General features: G+C 71.0%; 13 protein-coding genes and 1 pseudogene. 3 read left to right on the top strand and 11 right to left on the bottom strand.

What is annotated here, in order from left to right; translation table 11 throughout:
• Nucleotides 1-35 precede the first annotated feature (35 nt).
• Nucleotides 36-1,691 (bottom strand): glycoside hydrolase family 13 protein, encoded by a 1,656-nt coding sequence (locus OO68_RS23830; RefSeq protein ID WP_209442610.1) that lies wholly within the window; start codon nucleotides 1,689-1,691, stop codon nucleotides 36-38.
• Between the two features lie 154 nt (nucleotides 1,692-1,845).
• On the bottom strand, nucleotides 1,846-3,117 hold the full coding sequence (locus tag OO68_RS23825; RefSeq protein ID WP_033310758.1) for an ABC transporter substrate-binding protein: 1,272 nt from the start codon (nucleotides 3,115-3,117) through the stop codon (nucleotides 1,846-1,848).
• 121 nt (nucleotides 3,118-3,238) lie between these two features.
• Between OO68_RS23825 and OO68_RS23820 the strand changes: the two genes are divergently transcribed.
• From OO68_RS23820 to OO68_RS23810, 3 genes are all read left to right on the top strand, one after another.
• Entirely contained in the window at nucleotides 3,239-3,754 is a 516-nt protein-coding gene (locus OO68_RS23820; protein WP_033310756.1) for a PadR family transcriptional regulator, read from the top strand.
• Complete coding sequence (locus tag OO68_RS23815) at nucleotides 3,751-4,509, top strand: ABC transporter ATP-binding protein (protein WP_033310754.1); 759 nt, start codon at nucleotides 3,751-3,753, stop codon at nucleotides 4,507-4,509. The genes OO68_RS23820 and OO68_RS23815 overlap by 4 nt, the downstream gene beginning before the upstream one ends.
• Nucleotides 4,510-4,590: 81 nt before the next feature.
• A complete protein-coding gene (locus OO68_RS23810; protein ID WP_033310752.1) occupies nucleotides 4,591-6,873 on the top strand; it encodes an FtsX-like permease family protein in 2,283 nt (760 codons plus the stop codon).
• Between the two features lie 12 nt (nucleotides 6,874-6,885).
• Here the strand turns inward: OO68_RS23810 and OO68_RS23805 are convergent, their stop codons facing one another.
• The 9 genes and pseudogenes from OO68_RS23805 to OO68_RS23765 form a co-directional block, all read right to left on the bottom strand.
• The gene (locus OO68_RS23805; protein WP_439332895.1) at nucleotides 6,886-7,275 is read right to left on the bottom strand and encodes a hypothetical protein; all 390 of its coding nucleotides are present in this window, start codon (nucleotides 7,273-7,275) and stop codon (nucleotides 6,886-6,888) included.
• Nucleotides 7,276-7,280: 5 nt separating this feature from the next.
• A pseudogene (locus OO68_RS42405) lies at nucleotides 7,281-8,511 on the bottom strand (glucose-6-phosphate isomerase); the annotation flags it as partial.
• Between the two features lie 74 nt (nucleotides 8,512-8,585).
• The gene (locus OO68_RS23795) at nucleotides 8,586-9,854 is read right to left on the bottom strand and encodes an MFS transporter (RefSeq protein ID WP_033310750.1); all 1,269 of its coding nucleotides are present in this window, start codon (nucleotides 9,852-9,854) and stop codon (nucleotides 8,586-8,588) included.
• Nucleotides 9,855-9,977: 123 nt separating this feature from the next.
• A complete protein-coding gene (locus tag OO68_RS23790) occupies nucleotides 9,978-10,313 on the bottom strand; it encodes an RNA polymerase-binding protein RbpA (RefSeq protein WP_010352468.1) in 336 nt (111 codons plus the stop codon).
• A 208-nt stretch (nucleotides 10,314-10,521) separates the two neighbouring features.
• Nucleotides 10,522-10,758 carry a preprotein translocase subunit SecG gene (gene secG / locus OO68_RS23785; RefSeq protein ID WP_094052663.1) on the bottom strand — a complete coding sequence of 79 codons (237 nt, stop codon included), beginning with the start codon at nucleotides 10,756-10,758 and terminating at the stop codon, nucleotides 10,522-10,524.
• A 94-nt stretch (nucleotides 10,759-10,852) separates the two neighbouring features.
• Nucleotides 10,853-11,629: a triose-phosphate isomerase gene (tpiA, locus tag OO68_RS23780; RefSeq protein ID WP_033310745.1), complete on the bottom strand. Its 777-nt coding sequence runs from the start codon at nucleotides 11,627-11,629 to the stop codon at nucleotides 10,853-10,855.
• Nucleotides 11,630-11,635: 6 nt separating this feature from the next.
• Complete coding sequence (locus tag OO68_RS23775; RefSeq protein ID WP_033310743.1) at nucleotides 11,636-12,847, bottom strand: phosphoglycerate kinase; 1,212 nt, start codon at nucleotides 12,845-12,847, stop codon at nucleotides 11,636-11,638.
• Nucleotides 12,848-12,990: 143 nt separating this feature from the next.
• Entirely contained in the window at nucleotides 12,991-13,998 is a 1,008-nt protein-coding gene (gene gap / locus OO68_RS23770; RefSeq protein WP_033310742.1) for a type I glyceraldehyde-3-phosphate dehydrogenase, read from the bottom strand.
• A 227-nt stretch (nucleotides 13,999-14,225) separates the two neighbouring features.
• Nucleotides 14,226-17,177, bottom strand: coding sequence for a M14 family metallopeptidase (locus OO68_RS23765; protein WP_033310740.1), 2,952 nt, complete (start codon nucleotides 17,175-17,177; stop codon nucleotides 14,226-14,228).
• Between the last annotated feature and the right edge of the window lie 107 nt (nucleotides 17,178-17,284).

The following is a 17,284-nucleotide window of genomic DNA, read 5'->3' as shown; positions in this document are numbered from 1 at the left end:
AGCGTTCGCTTGCGGGGCGTGCTCTCGTGGGTCGTTCAGGAACGGATCCACCAGGCGGCCGTCGAGCCGGAGAGCACTCCGGACGGGCAGGGGCCGCTGGCGAGCAGGGGGGTGCCGGGGACCGGCGCGGGGGTGGGGGCCGTGCCGAAGTTGACGGCGCAGACCAGGTCGCCGCGTTCGAAGGCCAGCACGCCGGGCGGGGCGTCCAGCCAGCGCAGCGTGCCCTCGCCCAACTGGGGCAGGGCGGCGCGCAGTTGCAGGCCGTCGCGGTACAGGTGCCAGAAGGAGCGGGTGTCGGCGAGGGCGCGGTCGGTGGCGTACTCGGCGAAGTACTCCGGCTGCGGCAGCCACGGCTTGGCGCTCTCGACGCCCGGGGTGAAGCCGAACGGCGAGGCCTGGCCCGACCAGGGCAGCGGGACCCGGCAGCCGTCGCGGATGCGGGCCCTGCTGCCGGTGCGGCGGAAGATCGGGTCGGTGAGCACGTCGTCGGGCAGGTCCACGACCTCCGGCAGGCCGAGCTCCTCGCCCTGGTAGATGTACGCGGCGCCGGGCAGGGCCAGCATGAGCAGCGCGGCGGCGCGGGCACGGGCGGCGCCGAGGCCGCTGCCCTCGGTGGCGGGTTCGCCGTAGCGGGTGACGGTGCGGACCTGGTCGTGGTTGTTGAGGACCCAGGTGACCGTCGAGCCGGTGCCGGCGATGTCGTCCATGGCCTCGGAGATGACCTTCCGGAACGCGTCGGCGTCCCAGGAGGCGCTGAGCAGGTCGAAGAAGAAGGCCTGGTGCAGTTCGTCGGGGCGGACGTACTGCGCGTGCTCGCGGGCGGTCGGGACGGACACCTCGCCGACGAGGAGGCGTTCGCAGCCGTCGCGCTCGGTGTACTCCTCGCATATGGAGCGCCAGCGCCGCCACACGTCGTGCACCTCGGGCTGGTTCCAGGCGAGGGGGTTGACCGAGTCGCGGGTGCGGGCGTCGGCCTCGGGGTCGTCGGAGTCGGGCAGCTCGGGGTGCTTGTAGAGGCCGGCGGCGACGTCGATGCGGAAGCCGTCGACCCCCCGGTCGAGCCAGAAACGCAGCACGCGGTCGAACTCGGCGGCGACCTCGGGGTCGCGCCAGTTCCAGTCGGGCTGCTCGGGCGTGAACATATGCAGGTACCACTGGCCGGGCGTCCCGTCCGGCTCGGTCACCCGGCTCCAGGCGGGACCGCCGAACATGGCGTGCCAGTTGTTGGGCGGCTCGGACCCGTCGGGGCTGCGGCCGTCGGCGAAGTGGAAGCGGGCCCGGGCCTCGCTGCCGGGAGCCGCTGCGAGCGCCTCGCGGAACCAGGGGTGCTCACTGGAGCAGTGGTTCGGGACGATGTCGAGCAGCACCTTGACGCCGAGCCGCCGCGCGGCCCCGACCAGCTGGTCGAACTCGCCGAGGTCCCCGAAGAGCGGGTCGACATCGCAGTAGTCGGCCACGTCGTAGCCGTGGTCGTGCTGCGGCGAGGGATAGAAGGGGCTCAGCCAGATCCCGTCGACGCCGAGCTTCTTGAGGTACGGCAGTCCGGCCCGGACGCCGGCGAGATCGCCGATGCCGTCGCCGGTGCTGTCGAGGAAGCTGCGGACGTAGACCTGGTAGATCACTGCGTCACGCCACCAGTGGTGCCTGTTCAACCCATCGACCTGTCTCTGAGAAGGGCAGCGGTTATGCATGCATGTTAAGTAGGCGTGTCGAGAGGGTGTCAATGAGAAGGCAGAAGGAACCGACGGGTTGGGGTGCCTGAACCAGGACTTATCGGGCGTTATCAAGCAAGATGAGACCCTCGCGTTACCTAACAAGTAAGTAGGGGGGGTCGGCTGAGCGGAGTCAGCGGTGCGAGACGGCCGCGAGCTCTCGCGCCAGCCGCCGGACCGCCGCCGCGGGCGCCTGGTGTCCGGCCATCGCGTCGTGCACGACCGCCTGCACGACGAGGCTGACCTGGTCGTAGCGCGGGCTCTTGGGGCGCGGCTCGGCCGCCAGCACACTCGTCCGCAGCGTCGGCAGGTAGGGGAACCTGCGGATGAGCGCGGGGTCCTGGTAGAGATCGGCCCGTACGGGCGGCAGCGCGCCACGGGTGAGGACCTGGCGCTGGACGGGCTCACTGGTGAGGTACGCGATCAGGCGGGCCGCCGAGTCGGGGTGCCGTGCGTGGGCGCTGACGGCCAGGTTGGAGCCGCCCAGGACGCTGGTTCCCGGCCCGTCGGGCCCGGGCAGGGGGACGGCACCGATCTTCCCGGCGACCTTCGAACCGGGGGCGGAGGCACCGACGTAGGCGTACGGCCAGTTCCGCAGGAAGAGCAGCCGGCCGTCCTGGAAGGCCTGTTTGGACTCTTCTTCCTTGTAGGTCAGCGCTTCCCTGGGGATCCAGCCCTCGCGCACCCCGCGTGCCAGGAATCCGATGCCCTCGCGGGCGGCCGCCGAGTCGACGGTGACGCGTTCGCCCTCGTCGCCCAGGATCGACCCGCCCGCCGAGTAGACGGCCTCGGCCGCGTTGACGGTGAGGCCCTCGTACGGCAGGAACTGTCCGGCGTAGCCGTCCAGGCCGTGCTTCGGGGCGATGGTCTTCGCGTACCGCTCCAGCTCCGCCCAGCTGCGCGGCGGCGCGACGCCCTCCACGGCGAGGACGTCCTTGCGGTACAGGAGCAGGCCGGCGTTGGTGACGTACGGGACGGCGTAGAGCCGCCCGTCATAGGTTGCCGTGTCCACGACCGGCTGGAGGAAGGTCTTCAGTGGGAAGCGGTCCCGGGGCAGGGGTCTGATCCAGCCCGCCGCGGCGAACTCCGGGGTCCAGTTGACGTCGATGTTGAGCACGTCGAACCGGCTGCGGTCGCCGTCGCGCAGGTCGGTGACCATCTGGGCCTGGGTCTCGTCGGCCGAGTCCGGCAGTTCGACGAGGGTGACCTTCTCGCCGGGATGGGTGCGATTCCAGCCCTCCAGCAGGGGGCCGAGGTAGCCGGTGAGGTCTCCGGCGGTGGCCAGGGTGAGGGGGCCGCGACCCCCCTCGGGGGGCTCGCCCGCCTGCGCTCCGGCGGCGACGTAGCCTGTCAGGACCACGACGAGAACGAGAAGGCCCCTACCCGCGGCATGGATCCACCGCATAGGTTCCTCCCTGTACACCGGCGCTGGGCACCCTTGCCCGGAACAGAGGCCATGTATACCTGTTAGGTATGGGCGATACTAGGGCCTGGAGCACATTGGACCGGACAGGAGGACTGCACGCGTGCGCCTGCCCCTCCTGGCCCTCCTCGCCCGCGGACCCGCCCACGGCTACGAGCTCAAGCAGGACCTTGAGCAACTGCTGGGCTCCGCGTACCCTCAGCCGAACGTCGGCCAGATTTATGTGACCCTCGGCCGCCTCGAGAAGTCGGGACTGATCGAGGGCGAGGACGTGGCGCAGTCCAGCCGGCCCAACAAAAAGGTCTACCACCTCACCGACGCCGGGCGGGAGGCGCTGCGCGCCTGGTTCGAGGAGCCCGAGGACGAGCCGCGGGTACGGGACGAGTTCTTCATGAAACTGGCGCTCGCTCCGCAGACCGGCCTCGCCGAGCAGATCTCCCTGATCAACCAGCAGCGCCGCCAGTACCTGAACACCATGCGGCAGCTGTCGAAGCTGGCCGCCGCCGAAGACCGCGACAACCGCATCGCCCACCTGCTGATCGAGGGCGCGATGCTGCACCTGCAGGCCGACCTCGACTGGCTGGAACGGTGCCAGGAAGAGCTGGAGGAGCTGGAGTGAGCGACGACCGTCCCGCTCCTGTGCTGCGCGCCGAGGGGCTGGTGAAGACCCACCACGGCGAGGGCGCGCCCGCCCATGCCGTGCGCGGCGTCGACCTGTGCGTCCGCCCCGGCGAGTTCGTGGCGATCACCGGCCCGTCCGGCGCCGGCAAGTCGACGCTGCTGCATCTGCTCGGAGGCCTCCAGCGGCCGGACGCGGGCAGTATCTGGCTCGACGGCGAGTGCACCGACACCTACGGCGAGGCCCGCTGGGCCGTGGAGCGCCGCAAGCGGATCGGGATCGTCTTCCAGTTCTTCAACCTCGTCTCGAACCTGTCCGTCGCCGACAACGTGGAACTGCCCGCCCTGCTCGCGGGCACCTCGCCGAAGCAGGCGCGCGCCGAGCGGGAGGCGCTGCTGGCCGAGCTGGGCCTGACGGGCAAGGGGCGCAGCATGCCGGGCGAGCTGTCCGGCGGTGAGCAGCAGCGCGTCGCCCTGGCCCGGGCCCTGGTCAACCATCCGCCGCTGCTGCTGGCCGACGAGCCGGCGGGCAGTCTCGACAGCAAGGGCACCCGCGAGGTGATGCGGCTGCTGTCCCGCTTCCACCAGCGCGGCCAGACGATCGTGCTGGTCACCCATGACGCCCGGCTGGCCAGCGCCGCGGACCGGGTGATCAGCTTCTTCGACGGCCGCATCGCCGACGACGCGGAACTCGACGGCGGCACCACCCCGCCGCGCCGCTCCGGGATATCCGGTGTGCTGGAGCTCAAGGACTGACATGCGCGACGTCCACGACGACGGTGCGGACCTGCCCGTCCACGACGGCCGTGCGGCCCGCGAGCCGAGGGACTGAGGCCCGTGCGAGCCACCCTGCGCTGGGCCCACTCCGATCTGCGCACGCACCGCGGCGAGGCGCTGTTCCTCGTCCTCGCCACCGCGGGCATCGTCGCCTCCCTGCTGCTGGCCACGGCCCTGTTCGGCTACGCGACCAACCCCTGGCAGCGGGTCTTCACGCAGTCGCACGGCGCCCATGTGTGGCTGCACACCGACCATGCGGCCGACACCGGGAAGCTGGCCGGTCTGGACGGCGTGGACACCGTCGCCGGCCCCTACCCCACCGCCGCCGTCACCGTTTCCTCGCGCGGCAGCCGTGCCTCCGTCGAACTGCGCGGCACCCCGGAGCGGCCCTCGGTCGGCCGCCCGCCGATCGTATCCGGCCACTGGCTCGACCCTTCGGCCCCGAACGGCGTGGTCCTGGAGAGCCGTCTGGCGCGGGCCCTGCTGGCCGAGCCCGGCGACACCCTCACCGTGCCCGGCACCGCCCGCGAGCTGACCGTGGTGGGCCTCGCCGAGAGCGCCGAGCCGCGCTACCGGCCCGGTGAGCAGCCCGGCCTGGTGTGGGCACTGCCGTCGGCCGTACCGGACCCCGGCGGCCAGGTGATCGGGCTGCGGCTGACGGACCCGGGCGACACGTCCTACATCGTCCAGCGCGCCGTGACGGTGCTGGGCTCCGGGGCGATCGGCGAGGTGTCCACCTGGCAGCAGGCCCGGGCCGAGGCGCAGGGCGACAACCGGCTGCTCGGCCAGGTGCTGGGGCTGTTCGGTCTGGGCGCCCTGGTCGCGGCCGGGCTCGCCGTGCACGGGGCGATCGGCACCCGTATCCGCGGGCACCTGCGCGACCTCTCCGTCCTGAAGGCCATCGGTTTCACTCCCGGCCAGGTCGTCCGGATCTTCCTGCTCCAGCACCTCGCCTACGCGCTCCTCGGCGCCCTGGCCGCCGCCGGGCTCGCCGAGGCCCTGGGCAGCCGGATCCCCGGGCGGCTCGGGGACGCGGTCGGTGTGTGGCAGGGGCTGCCAGGGCACACCGTGGCGCTGATCGTGGTGCCGGTCGGCGCGGTGCTGTTCATCGGCGCGACCACCGGCCTCGCCGCCTGGCGGGCCGGACGTGTGCCGCCGGTACCGCTGCCGCGGCCCGCCGCGACCTCCGGCGGACGGCTGTCCGGCGTGGCGCGCCGGGCCCTGGGCGTGCGGATTCCGCCCGCGCTGGTGCTGGGCTGGCACACGGCGTTCACCCGCCGCCCCCGCTCCCTGGCCACCGTCGCCCGTCTCACGCTGCCGCTGCTGCTGATCGTCGTCGCGATGAGCGCCTGGACCACCATCGACCGCTTCCACAGCGAGCCAGAGCGGGTCGGGCTGCCCACCGCGCTCAGCGTCCGCGCCGACGCCGGGCGCAGCGAGCAGCAGATCCGCTCACTGCTGGAACGCGACCCGGGGGTGGCCGCCGGCTACCCGGGCGTCGAGACGGCCGCCCTGGGTCCGAGCCAGACGGCGACCATCGCGCTGCGCGGCCTGGGCACCCACCAGGACCCCTACCCGCACACCCTCGCCGAGGGCCGCCCCGCCCGCGGCTCCGACGAGGCCGTCGCCGGGCAGGGGCTGCTCGATCTGCTGGACGCGCGGGTCGGCGACTGGGTCCGGATGACCGTCGGCGACCAGCCGCTGATCCTGCACATCGTGGGCCGCAGCATCGAGCCGGAGAACGCCGGCCGTGTCATCTCCACGTCCCTGGACACCCTCCGCGAGAACGACCCGGGGCTCCGCCCGACCCTCTACGAACTCCGCCTCGCCCCCGGCGCCGACCCGCGTGAGGTCGCCGACCGGCTCACCGCCGCCGGGGACGGCCACCTGGACGTGCACACCGTGGCCAACCCGGCGGACGGGCTGTCCCCGCTGCGCGCGGTCGTGGCCGGACTGATCGCCGTGCTCGCCCTCATCGGGCTCATCGAGCTGCTGACCGCGATCGGCGGGACCGTCCGCGAGAGCGAACGGGACCTGCTGGCCCTGAAGGCCATCGGCCTGTCCCCCCGGCAGATCACGGCGATCACTGTCACGGCCACCGGCCTCACGGCCCTGGCGGCCGTCCTCGCCGCCACCGCCCTGGGCCTGCCGCTCGCCCACTGGCTGATCGATGCCCAGGGCCGCTCCAGCGGCATCGGCGCGGGCATCGCCCAGGGCCCCTCCGCCGTCCTCGTGGTGCCGCTCGGGGCGGCGGCGGTCCTGTGCGCCGCCGCGCTGGCAGCCGTCCCCGCGGCCCGGGCGGCACGGCGACGCCTCGCGGACACGCTGAGCGCGGTGGCCTGACCTCGCCGCCGGTCAGCCGCCGTAGGGGTGCTGCGGGTTGTACGGCGGCTGGGGGTGCGCGGCGTACGGGTGCTGCCCGCCCGGCACGTGGGGGCGGCCGTACGGGTTCCCTTGCGGCGGCAGATACGGCGCACCCGCCGGGGGCAGCCCCGCGGGCATCGGCGGGACCGGCCCGGATGCCGGTGCCTGCGTCGCCGGATGGGCCTTCAGCCGGATGCCGTACCGCCGCTTCAGCCGCCGCATCTCCAGCAGCGCGATGGCGGTGACCGTCAAGGGCGCGCCCAGGATGAAGATGATGCCCGAGGTGAGGCTGAGCCCGTGCAGATCACCGGTGACGAGGTCCGGGACGGCCATCAGCCAGCTGGTCACCACGGCGAGCAGCGGTGGCAGACAGCGGTGCACGGCGGGGCGCCCTCGGTCAGGGCGGGCTCGACGCGCTTGGCGAGGACCTTGCCGAGCTCGACGCCCCACTGGTCGAAGGAGTCGATGTTCCACACCGCGCCCTGCACGAACACCTTGTGCTCGTAGAGGGCGACCAGCTGGCCGAGGACCGACGGGGTCAGCTCGGGCGCGAGGATCGTGGTCGTCGGGTGGTTGCCCCGGAACGTCTTGTGCGGCACCAGCTCCTCGGGCACGCCCTCGGCCCGCACCTCCTCGGGCGTCTTGCCGAAGGCCAGCGCCTGCGTCTGGGCGAAGAAGTTGGCCATCAGCAGGTCGTGCTGCGCCTTCAGCTGCTCGCTCAGCTCGGCGACCGGCCGGGCGAAGCCGATGAAGTCCGCCGGGATGAGCTTCGTGCCCTGGGGAGGTAGGCGGTGAACTTGGACAGGTAGTGGCTGTAGGGCAGCACCGCGTGCGACTGGGCGTCGTGGAAGTTGCCGTACCAGATGCCCAGCAGGCCCAGCAGCAGCGGCACGTTGGACTCGGCGGGCGCCGTCCGGAAGTGCTCGTCGACGATGCGGAAGCCGTCGAGCATCTCCCGGAAGCGGTCCGGGCCGATCGCGATCATCAGGGCGAGGCCGATCGCGGAGTCGTACGAGTAGCGGCCGCCGACCCAGTCCCAGAACTCGAACATGTTGGCCGTGTCGATGCCGAACTCGGCGACCTTCTCGGCGTTCGTCGACAGTGCCACGAAGTGCCGGGCGACGGCGGCGTCTCCCCCACCGAGCGCGTCCAGCAGCCAGGAGCGCGCGGACGTGGCGTTCCGGTGTGGCCGGTCCACTCGCCGGAGCGCACCCGGTCCGCGAAGGCGGCCATCTTGTCGAGCACGGCGTGCACGCCCGGGACGACGTTCTCGCCGTCGGCCTCGATCACGGCGTCCCGCGGGGCGCGCAGCGCGGTGTGCAGCACGGCCCGGTCCTCGGTGGTGTTGATCTTCTCGCCGCGGAACATGGCGTCCCGGAGCCCGAAGACATCGGTGGCGGCGGCCAGTTCACGCAGCAGCCGCAGGGTGTCGTCGGTGACGAGGTGCTTGGAGTAGTCGACGTACAGGTCTCCCACCCGGAGGGTGTACGCGCTGCCGCGGCCGGGCTCGGCGGCGAACAGCTCGCGCAGCCGGATGTCCCCCAGCTCCTCGCGGTGCTTGGCCAGTGCCGTCCACTCGGGCGTCTGGTTCAGCCTGGTACGGCCGTCTGCGTTCATCTCGGACTTCAGCCTTCTTCCTTGCCTGCCTGTGCTGCCGCGTACCTGCCCCGCTGCCGGTCCAACCTAATTGATCAGCGGTTGCCGTGGCCTGTCGTCGCGCCGTCGTCCGGCGCAACAACAGGTACGTCCGACCGGCGCGCGGGTATCAGCGCGGTGACGGACAGGACGAAGAAGGCGGCCGCCAGCAATGCCGGGGTGTTCTCCCCCCAGGCGGCGGCGACGGCTCCGCCCAGCAGCGCGCCCACGGGTGTGCCCGCGACCGCGAGCGTCCGGAAGGCTGAGCTCACCCGGCCCAGCAGCTCGGCGGGGCTGCGCTCCTGCATCAGCGTCACGGTGTTGACGTTCCACACCATCCCCATGAACCCGAAGACGGCCAGGGCGGCCACCAGCGCGACCGTGCTGCGCACCGAACCCATGACGAGGAGGGCGGCGGTCTGCGCCGTCCCGGCGACGAGGACCAGGCGCATGCGTCCGAAGCGGGCGACGAGCCGGCCGCCGGCCGCTCCCCCGGCCAGGCTGCCGGCCGTGTAGGCGGTCGTCGCCACCGCGTATCCGGTGTTGCCCGCGTCGAGCCAGCCGGTCACCAGGATCACGAGGGTGGCGACGAGGGCGCCCATGCCGATGTTGCACAGGGCAGTGGCGGTGCACAGTGCGCGCAGGACCTTGTCGCGGGTCAGGACGCGCAGGCCCTCGGCGATCTCCCGGCGCAGTGTGCTGCCCGCCGGCCTCGGCTCGCGGCCCGGCGCGGGGGCCGGGAGCGTGGCGATCAGCGCGGCGGCCACCAGGAAGGTCACAGCGTCCGCCGCGAACGGCACCGCCGCCCCTGTCGCCAGCAGCAGCGGCACGACCGGCCCGCCCAGCAGACCGCCGGCGACGCGCTGGCCGGTCATCAGCCGGGCGTTGGCGCTGCCCAGCCCGTCCCGGTCGACCAGGGCGGGCAGCAGCGCGGTCGCGGCGTTGTCGAAGAGGGTCTGGAGGGTGGTCAGTGCGAAGGCCAGCACGATCAGCAGACCGATCGAGGCGTGTCCGAGCGCGACGGCGACCGCGAAAGCGGCGACCAGCAGCCCGCGTAACGCGTCCACCGTCCACATGGCCCGCCGCCGGTCCACGCGGTCGGCGACGGCCCCGCCGAGCAGGCCGAAGACGATCCAGGGCAGATACCCGCAGGCCGTGACGGAGGCGATGAGCAGCGGATCGTCGGTCAGGGTGACGGCCAGCAGGGGCAGTGCGGCCGTCCGCAACGCGTCGCCGAAGCTGGACAGCACGGCGGCACTCCACAGCCGTCCGAAGCCTCCGCGCCATGCGGGCGGAGCGCTGCTCCCCACCTCGACCGTCGCCACCGCTCCCCCTCCTGGTTCGCCCGATGTACAAACCGTAGAGGGCACCACTGACAATCGGTCGGCGGTGCAGGCGGGGAGGCAACTCCGGCCGGGCACCTGCTGGTGCCCGGCCGGTCCCGACTTCTAGATTTCGCCCCGCAGTTTGGCGAGCGCCTCGGCGAGGATGGCCTCGCCGTCGGCGTCGCTGCGCCGCTCACGCACATACGCCAGGTGCGTCTTGTAGGGCTCGGTGCGCGGCGGGGCCGGGGGGTTGTCCCGGTCCTGGCCTGCCGGAAAGCCGCAGCGGGGGCAGTCCCAGGTATCGGGCACCTGCGCGTCGCTGGCGAAGCTCGGCTGGGTCTCGTGTCCGTTGGAGCACCAGAAGGAGATGCGCAGCCGCGGCGCGGACTCGCCGCGCTCGGCCTCGCCCATCGGCCCCGCCCCGACCCGGCTTCCCCGGATCGCGTTGCCACTTGCCACGGTCGTAACTCCCTGCGTGATGGTGCCGCGAAGCGAGTCGGCGTTCCGCTTCGCTGCGAGCGCCTCAGTCTACGTAAGGCCCAACGCGCGTCCAGTGATTGGAGTTACAACCCTCACACCTAGACGCAAGCCCCATGATAGGCCGCGCTCTGCTGCGCGTACCGAACATGGGGCCTTACGTACGGGTTCCGTGTGGATTGCGGCTCGGTCAGTTGTTCACCTTCATCAGAATGCCGAGCACGACAATGCACGCGAACCACAGCAGACCGATCACGACGGTGATCCGGTCGAGGTTGCGCTCGGCGACCGAGGAGCCGCCGACGGAGGACTGCATGCCGCCGCCGAACATGTCGGAGAGGCCGCCGCCCTTCCCCTTGTGCATCAGCACCAGCAGCATCAGCAGCAGGCTGAAGACGATCAGGGCGATCGAGAACCCCAAAACCACGGCTGGACCAACTTCCTCGGATTCGGATGACGACGCGGGGCCCAGCACAGCGCTGGACCCCGCAAGGGTACGACGGATCGCCGCTAAGACATACTCACTGGTCGCGGAAGCGCACGATCTTGACGAACTCGTCGGCGTCCAGCGAGGCGCCACCGACCAGGGCGCCGTCGATGTCGGCCTGGGCCATGATCTCCGCGACGTTGCCGGCCTTGACCGAGCCGCCGTACTGGATGCGGACCTTGTCGGCCAGGTCCTGCGAGTACAGCTCGGCGATCTTGCCGCGGATCGCCGCGCAGACCTCCTGCGCGTCCTCGGCGCCGCAGACCTTGCCGGTGCCGATGGCCCAGACGGGCTCGTAGGCGATCACGACGGTCTCGGCCTGCTCGGCGGGGAGGTCCTTCAGACCGCCCTCGACCTGGGCGAGGGTGTGGGAGACGTGGTTGCCCGCCTCGCGGACCTCCAGCTCCTCACCGACGCACAGGATCGGGGTCAGACCGTGCTTGTAGGCGGCCTTGACCTTGGCGTTGACCAGCTCGTCGGTCTCGGCGTGGTACTGGCGGCGCTCGCTGTGGCCGATGGCGACGTACGTGCACTTCAGCTTGGCCAGCATGGGGCCGGAGATCTCGCCGGTGAAGGCACCGCTGTCGTGCGCCGAGATGTCCTGGGCGCCGTACTTGATCTTGAGCTTGTCGCCGTCGACCAGGGTCTGCACGGAGCGCAGGTCGGTGAAGGGCGGCAGGACGGCGACCTCGACGGCCTCGTAGTCCTTGTCGGCCAGGGCGAAGGCGAGCTTCTGGACGTGCGCGATGGCCTCAAGGTGGTTGAGGTTCATCTTCCAGTTGCCCGCCATCAGCGGCGTGCGCGTGCTCATATGGGGTCAGTCCTCCAGTGCGGCGAGGCCGGGGAGCGTCTTGCCCTCGAGGTATTCGAGGGAGGCGCCGCCACCGGTCGAGATGTGGCCGAATGCGTTCTCATCGAAGCCCAGGATGCGGACGGCGGCGGCGGAGTCGCCACCACCGACCACGGTGAAGGCCTGGGAGTCGAGGAGGGCCTGGGCGACCGCCTTGGTGCCCTCGGCGAAATCGGGGTGTTCGAAGACGCCCATGGGGCCGTTCCAGAAGACGGTGGCGGCGTCGGCGATCTTCGAGGCGTACAGCTTGCGGGACTCGGGGCCGATGTCCAGGCCCATCTGGCCGGCCGGCATGGCGTCCGCGGCCACCGTGCTGGGCCGGCCCGGGGCCTTGGTCTTGAGGTCCGGGAACTCCGGCGCGACCACGACGTCCACCGGCAGGACCAGCTCGACGCCGTTCTTCTCTGCGCGCTCGATGTACTCCCGGACGACCGGGAGCTGGTCCTCCTGGACCAGGGACGAGCCGATCTCGTGCCCCTTGGCCTTGAGGAAGGTGAAGACCATCCCGCCGCCGATGAGCAGGCGGTCGGCCTTGCCGAGCAGCTGGTCGATGACCGCGAGCTTGTCGGACACCTTGGCGCCGCCCAGGACGACGGCGTAGGGCCGCTTGACGTCGTCGGTGAGCTTCTTCAGGACGCCGACCTCGGTGGCGATGAGGTGTCCGGCGTAGTGCGGCAGGCGGGCCGGGAGGTCGAAGACCGAGGCGTGCTTGCGGTGCACCGCGCCGAAGCCGTCCCCGACGTAGACGTCCGCGAGAGCGGCGAGCCGGTCGGCGAAGGCTCCGCGCTCGGCGTCGTCCTTGCTGGTCTCGCCGGCGTTGAAGCGCAGGTTCTCCACGACCGCGACCTGGCCGTCGGCGAGGCCGGCGACGGCGGTCCGGGCGGACTCGCCGACCGTGTCGGCGGCGAAGGCGACGTCCGCCCCGAGCAGTTCCCCGAGGCGCGCGGCGGCCGGGGCGAGGGAGAAGGCCGGGTCCGGGGCGCCCTTGGGGCGGCCCAGGTGGGAGGCGACGACGACCCGGGCGCCCGCGTCGGCGAGGGCCTTGACCGTGGGCAGCACGGCGCGGATGCGGCCGTCGTCGGTGATGCGCGTGCCGTCCAGCGGCACGTTCAGGTCGGCGCGGACGAAGACCCGCTTGCCCGCCACTCCCTCGGAGAGGAGTTCGTCGATCGTCTTCATGAAGGGGACTCCTGAAAGAGCTCGTGATCGCTCGGAAGCGCTCGTGATCGAACAGCTCTGATCTGTACGTGAGTCAGGGCTCGGACGGCGCGTCCTCGCGCCGCCCGAGCCCTGCTCTCACACCGTGGTGCCTGTCTATTCGATCAGAGCTGGTTACCGACGAAGACCGTGAGGTCGACGAGACGGTTGGAGTAGCCCCACTCGTTGTCGTACCAGCCGATGACCTTCACGTTCTTGCCTTCCTGGACCATGGTCAGGGAGGAGTCGAAGGTGCAGGACGCCGGGGCGTTCACGATGTCGGAGGAGACGATCGGGTCCTCGGTGTACTCGAGGATGCCCTTGAGCTCGCCCTCCGCGGCCTTCTGGAAGGCGGCGTTGACTTCTTCCTTGGTGACCTCGCGCCCGAGCTCCAGGACCAGGTCGGTGACCGAGCCGGTCGGGACCGGGACACGCATGGCGATGCCGTCCAGCTTGCCCTTGAGCTGCGGCAGGACCAGCGCGGTGGCCTTGGCGGCACCCGTGGTGGTCGGGATGATGTTCTCAGCGGCGGCACGCGCGCGGCGCAGGTCCTTGTGCGGGAAGTCCAGGATGCGCTGGTCGTTGGTGTACGCGTGCACCGTCGTCATCAGGCCCTTGACGATGCCGAAGTTCTCGTCGAGGACCTTGGCCATCGGCGCCACACAGTTGGTGGTGCAGGAGGCGTTGGAGATGACGTGGTGGTTGGCCGCGTCGTACTTGTCCTGGTTGACGCCCATCACGATGGTGACGTCCTCGTCCTTGGCCGGAGCCGAGATGAGGACCTTCTTGGCGCCGCCCGCGATGTGCTTCTCTGCGTCGGCCTTCTTGGTGAAGATGCCGGTCGACTCGATGACGATGTCGACGCCCAGCTCGCCCCACGGGATGTCGGCGGGGTTGCGCTCGGCCAGGACCTTGATGGTCTTGTCGCCGACCGTGATGGTGTCCTCGGTGTGCGAGACCTCCTGCTTGAGGCGGCCCAGGATCGTGTCGTACTTCAGCAGGTGAGCCGTGGTCGCGGTGTCGCCCAGGTCGTTGACAGCCACGATCTCGATGTCTGCACCCTGCTCCAGGAGCGCGCGGAAGTAGTTACGACCGATGCGGCCGAAGCCGTTGATGCCTACGCGGATCGTCACGAACCGATCTCCTCGTTGGTACGCCGGCCATGAAGTGCCGGCGAGCTCTGTTTGGGATGTCCCCGACCGCCTACGACCCTACCTCCCTGAAGCGGCGGTGGTGACATCCAGATGCCCCATACACGGCAGGGCGGTCCGTACCCGCCAGTAGGGGTACGGACCGCCCACGGCCGAGAGCAGAATCACTCGATTTCGCTATCGCACGAGTTCCCCATTGACCAGGGATGTCACCCGTCCAGGGAAGCGAGCGCCTTCCGCATCAGTGCCGTCCGGTCGGCCGCCGCGGTGACGTGCTCCAGGCCGAAGCCCAGCAGCACGGTGTCGTCCGTGGTGACCGCGCCGTAGGTCTGGAACAGGGCGCCGGTGCGGGCCCAGTCCTTGAGGACGGCCGGGCTGCCCGCGGGCGGTCCGGTGACCTTCCAGGGACCGAGCGAGGTCTCGAAGCCCTCGGTGTCCTTCGCCGTGCCGCCGACGACGAGCGAGGCGTCGTCGGCCAGGACGCCGTGTCCGCCGCTGCCCGGGTCGGTGACGTAGCTGACCGAGACCTCGACCGTCTTGCCGGCGTAGGCGCTCAGGTCGAAGTTCACCTGCTGCCAGCCGTTGGAGGAGCCGGTGAGGCTGTTCCAGGTGCCGGTGGTGCCGCTCGCGGTGCAGCCGTCGTCCGCCACGGTGAGGTAGTGCTTGAGCCAGGGGTGCTCGTTGACGTAGTACCCGGCCTGGCACTCCGCCGGGACGGCCGTCCTGGTGGCGCCGCCCGCCTCGGGGAGGGTCGTCCAGTCGTCGGCGCCCGGGGTGCGGACCTCGACGATGGCGTGGTCGTAGCCGGCCTCGGTGTCCCAGAGGAGCTGGGTGCGCAGGGTGGGCCGCTCCGCCGCGGTGGTGCCGGTGAGGTCCACGGTGCGGGTGAGGCGCTTGTAGGCGTCGTCGGTGTGGACGGCGGCAGCCATCGACGAGCCCGCGTACGGGCCGTACGGGTTGACCGTGCCGGCGAACTGCCCGGCGCCCTTGCTCGCGAACTGCGGGAACGCGTCGGTCCCCAGTTCGTCGGAGGTGACGCTGTAGGTGCCGGCCTTGTCCAGGGGATTGCCGGGGGCCGCGCCCAGCGGGCTGTTCACTCCGCCCAGCTCGCCGGACCCGGTGAAGCCGGTGGCCCCCGGGGTGGCGGTGCGGGTGTAAGCGCCCAGGTAGTACTGGCTGAAGTCGTTCGACAGCGCGCCGCCGAGATCGACGCTGCCGCCGGCCTGCTCACCGGCCTCGATCAGCCGGCCGCCCTCGTTGAGGAAGGCCCGCAGCTGGAGCTGGGTGGCGACACCCGGGGCGCTCGCGCCCGTGTAGTGGACGACGGTGTCGAAGTGGCTCAGCACGCCCAGCGCGTCCGGCGCGCCCTGCTGGGCGACGTCCCAGACGACCGCCCTGCGGCCGCTCGCCTTGAGCGCGTCCACGTACGTCTGTGCCTGCGTGGCGGCCGCGCCCTCCTCGGCGACGACGAGGGTGTTCGCCCGGGGTCGCTCGGCGACGGTGTAGGTGAAGCGCTCGCTGGAGACCTTCTTGCCGTTCTTCGCCTCGCCGGTGAACCACACCTCGACCTTGTCGCCCGGCTCGCCGTCCTTGACCTTCGCCCGGTACTCGTCGAAGTAGAGGTTGTCCTCACCGCCGTAGGTCTCGCCGCCCTTCCAGGGCTTGAGGGCCATGTCCTCGGTGCGGCCGCCGTTGACGCGGTACTTGAGCTCCTTGTCGCGCACGGACTTCCGTACGACGACGGAGACCTCCTGGTCGGCGCCGCGGGAGTACGACGTGCCGAACGCGGCCGGGGTGAAGTCGGCGGCGGTCAGGCCGACCGACGACGACGGCCGGTCGGGACGGGCGGCGGACTCGGCGACGGAGAGCGCGAACGGGACGTTCTTGGCGTACTCCTGCTGGATCAGCTTCTCGTCGTCCGGGAAGGTGAAGACCGACTGGCAGTCGGACGCCTTCCACTGGTCGTTCGGGTCGAGGTCCGAGGCGGTCTGGCAGGTCGACATCTCGGGGGTGAACATCGCCAGGCCGTTGACGTTCGCCGCGTGGCCGTCCGCCTCACCGTTGGTGGTGTACAGCTCGGAGGAGAGCTGCGGGTGGTAGCCGGGGATCGCGGAGTTGTCGGGCGTACCGGCGAGCGCTTCGTACACCACGTCGTCCGGGGTGTGCGTGGCCACCTGCCAGCCGACTCCGTAGAGGATGAGTTCGGCGGCGGAGTGGTAGTTGATGCCGTACGTGAAGCCGATCCGCTTCTGGAAGGCGTCCAGGGCCTGGGTCTCCGGCTCGGAGTTCGGGCCCGCGCCGCGGTAGGTCTGGCTGGTGGGGTTCGGGGACGAGCCCTCGTCGTCGTAGCCCCACTTGTAGGCGAAGTTGCGGTTGAGGTCGACGCCGTCGCCGGTGGTGATGGTGCCGTCGCCGTTGACGTCCCGCAGGTTCTTGCGCCACTGGCGGTTGGCGGGGTCGGCGAAGGTGTAGTCGTAGCCGTCGGGGTTGGCCGACAGCAGGAACCACAGTTCGGTGGAGTCGACGATCTTCTTGACGCGCCGGTCCTTCTTGTAGTTGTCCAGGTAGTGGTGCATCAGGCGCCGGGTCATCTCCGGCGTGATCCACTCGCGCGCATGCTGGTTGGACATGTAGAGGACCGAGGGCTTGGAGCCGTCCTTCGTCTTCTTCGCGCCCTTGGTGAGCTTCAGCGCGAGGATGTCCTGGCCCTTGATGGTCTTGCCGATGGAGACGACCTTGGTGAGGTCCGGGTTCTGCTGCGCGGTCCGCAGGAGTTCCTCCCGCAGGCCGCCCTTGCCGCTGTACGGGCGGAACACGCCCTCGGCGGCGTCCTCGACGCGGGCCGCGGCCCGGGCGGAGACCCTGTGCTCGGTGAGGTCGACGCCCTGCTTCTCCAGCTTCTCGGCCTGCCGGGCCGTCAGATACGCCTCGACGGTCGCGGTGCCCTTCTCGGGCACCCGCTCGCTCAGTTCGTGGCCGTCCTGGCCGGCGGCCAGCAGCAGGGGTACCTGCTTCTGGGTGACCTCGGCGCGGAACACCTTGACCTCGTCCGGGTCGGACGAGGTCTGGCGTACCGGTTGTGCTTGGGCGATGGGTGCAAAGCTCGCTCCGCCGATCAGGAGCGCGCCGACAGCGAGGATCGATCTCGCTCTTCGTCTCATGAACCCCCCTAGCGTGGGTCCGCCACAGCAGCGAACAGATGCCAGGCTCATGACAGACCATGATCGAGTCAAGGGTGCCTCAGCGACACGCGAAAGCCGGTGCCGGT

The organism is Streptomyces iakyrus (assembly GCF_000717055.1).
GTDB classification, from domain to species: domain Bacteria; phylum Actinomycetota; class Actinomycetes; order Streptomycetales; family Streptomycetaceae; genus Streptomyces; species Streptomyces iakyrus.
This window is presented reverse-complemented; position numbering and strand designations above follow the sequence as displayed.

Bases quoted from the DNA above. Each gene is read 5' to 3' on its own strand.
- tpiA (WP_033310745.1), bottom strand. From the start codon at position 11,629: ATGAGCACGCGCACGCCGCTGATGGCGGGCAACTGGAAGATGAACCTC.
- OO68_RS23830 (WP_209442610.1), bottom strand. From the start codon at position 1,691: ATGCATAACCGCTGCCCTTCTCAGAGACAGGTCGATGGGTTGAACAGG.
- OO68_RS23765 (WP_033310740.1), bottom strand. From the start codon at position 17,177: ATGAGACGAAGAGCGAGATCGATCCTCGCTGTCGGCGCGCTCCTGATC.
- OO68_RS23775 (WP_033310743.1), bottom strand. From the start codon at position 12,847: ATGAAGACGATCGACGAACTCCTCTCCGAGGGAGTGGCGGGCAAGCGG.
- OO68_RS23825 (WP_033310758.1), bottom strand. From the start codon at position 3,117: ATGCGGTGGATCCATGCCGCGGGTAGGGGCCTTCTCGTTCTCGTCGTG.